This window comes from Amycolatopsis sp. NPDC051061 (assembly GCF_040682935.1).
GTDB lineage: Bacteria > Actinomycetota > Actinomycetes > Mycobacteriales > Pseudonocardiaceae > Amycolatopsis.
In genome coordinates, this window is sequence record NZ_JBFBBZ010000139.1 from 1 (window position 1) to 1888 (window position 1888).

Annotated in this window: 3 protein-coding genes; all 3 read left to right on the forward strand. The window is 35.3% G+C overall.

Features of this window, described 5'->3' with window-relative positions; all coding sequences use genetic code 11:
- The first annotated feature begins 142 nt into the window (after positions 1-142).
- From AB0N03_RS52220 to AB0N03_RS52230, 3 genes are read left to right on the forward strand one after another with little or no spacing between them, the layout of a single operon-like run.
- The gene (locus AB0N03_RS52220) at positions 143-439 is read left to right on the forward strand and encodes a BRCT domain-containing protein (protein ID WP_014011546.1); all 297 of its coding nucleotides are present in this window, start codon (positions 143-145) and stop codon (positions 437-439) included.
- 29 nt (positions 440-468) lie between these two features.
- Positions 469-924 carry a hypothetical protein gene (locus AB0N03_RS52225; protein WP_356869096.1) on the forward strand — a complete coding sequence of 152 codons (456 nt, stop codon included), beginning with the start codon at positions 469-471 and terminating at the stop codon, positions 922-924.
- 3 nt (positions 925-927) lie between these two features.
- Complete coding sequence (locus AB0N03_RS52230) at positions 928-1527, forward strand: recombinase family protein (protein ID WP_364388969.1); 600 nt, start codon at positions 928-930, stop codon at positions 1525-1527.
- Positions 1528-1888 lie beyond the last annotated feature (361 nt).

Below are 1888 nucleotides of genomic sequence, written 5' to 3' on the forward strand. Positions count from 1 at the left end.
AAAATAATCATACTAAAGTCCTTATTTTTATTTAGAAACAATCACGGTTCAATAGAGTATACTCTATTGAACTATTTTTAGTTAGTGGTATAATAGGTATTGTAGGTGTTCAATAGACTTGTTCAAAAAAAGAGGTGGAAAATTGTTAGAAAATGAATATTTCGTGTTCACTGGAACACTCACCACAATGACGAGAAAACAGGCGCAAGCTATTATTTCAGGGCTAGAAGGTCATAATCAAAGTAGTGTCACGAAAAAAACCACACGGCTGGTGACAGGCTATTTCCCCATTGATTTAATCAAAGGCTATTCCCCTTCTCAAAAACTGACAGAAGCAGAACAAGCAATTGAATCCGGACAGCCTTTAATTATCATGAGCGAAAAAGAGTTTGTGGACTTTTTAGCACAATTTTTCCAATTACTCGCAAAAGGGCTATAAACAATCATAAAAGAAAGAGAGAAACTATAATGAAAAAAATAATCGCATTGAGTAGCATTGTTCTTCTAGCTATTTTTGGACTTGTAGCATGTGGTACGAACTCCCAAAAATTATCGAAAGAGAATATTGACCGTATTCATTTTACCATTACAAATGGGAGTAACTATCAATTTCAAGAAACGGATATGAATATCAAGGAAAAAGAAATGGTTTCATCAATTGTCGATTATCTTGATGAGTTGGATTTATCCAAAAAAAATGAGGTCAAAGATACTGGCGGTTTAGTCGGTGCTGATACGTATACACTAGATTTGAACCGTGGAACAAAATTTGTCAGAAGATACATGATTTATGGCGATTACATCACCATTGGTAAGGATAAAAAACAGCAAGTGATTTATAAAGTGAAACACGATAAACTCTCTGATTTACTTAAAACGTTGGACGATTTGGCAGAAGCCAATAATGATAAAGAGGAGGAGTAGAAAATGGCAAAAATAGGTTATGCTCGTGTTTCAAGCAAAGAACAGAACCTAGACCGCCAATTAGACGCCTTACAAGACGTTTCTAAGGTGTTTTCAGATAAGGCAAGCGGACAATCTACTGAACGTCCTCAATTACAAGCCATGCTGACTTATTTACATGAGGGTGATATTGTCGTGGTGACAGAATTAGACCGCTTAGGACGAAATAACAAAGAATTAACCGAACTGATGAACCAAATTCAACAAAAAGGCGCAACGCTTGAAGTCTTAAACTTGCCGTCCATGACAGGGATTGAAGACGATAATTTAAAGCGTTTAATTAATAACTTGATGATTGAATTGTACAAATACCAAGCAGAAAGTGAACGAAAACGGATTAAAGAACGGCAAGCCCAAGGTATTGCCATTGCCAAACAACGGGGACGATTTAAAGGACGAAAAAAGAAATATTCTTTTGAAGATGAGGGATTGCAACATGCCTTTGATTTATACCAACAAGGATTAACAGAAAAAGAAATCGAGCGTAAAACTGGAATTAATCGAACGACTTTTCGACGTTATCGTCAAAAATATAACGTGGTAAGAGAAGACAGAAAAGAATAAGCTGATATTAGCCCTTTTGAGGGCTTATTCTTTTATCCATGATATTTTATACCAAAGTTACTCTAAAATCGCTTATAAGCTAAAATATGATGTTCTAGGGCTGTTCTAGTTTGTCTTTTCTTGTTAGGGTGCAACTCTGACCGAACAGAGCAACTGTTCGCTTAAACAAACAAGATAAACAGGTCACACTAAAAAAGAATTAGCGCCTCGTCTAAAAAGATAATCCTACCCCAATCCGTCCTTGCGGAGCGGTTTTGATTTTGACCTTGATTTTCAATTTTTGAAAAAAATAAAAAAAGGCGAAGCCTATTTATATTTATCATATATATTTTAATCTTTTGTTCTTTTGCGTGGCTGAAAA

Bases quoted from the DNA above. Each gene is read 5' to 3' on its own strand.
- AB0N03_RS52225 (WP_356869096.1), top strand. From the start codon at position 469: ATGAAAAAAATAATCGCATTGAGTAGCATTGTTCTTCTAGCTATTTTT.
- AB0N03_RS52230 (WP_364388969.1), top strand. From the start codon at position 928: ATGGCAAAAATAGGTTATGCTCGTGTTTCAAGCAAAGAACAGAACCTA.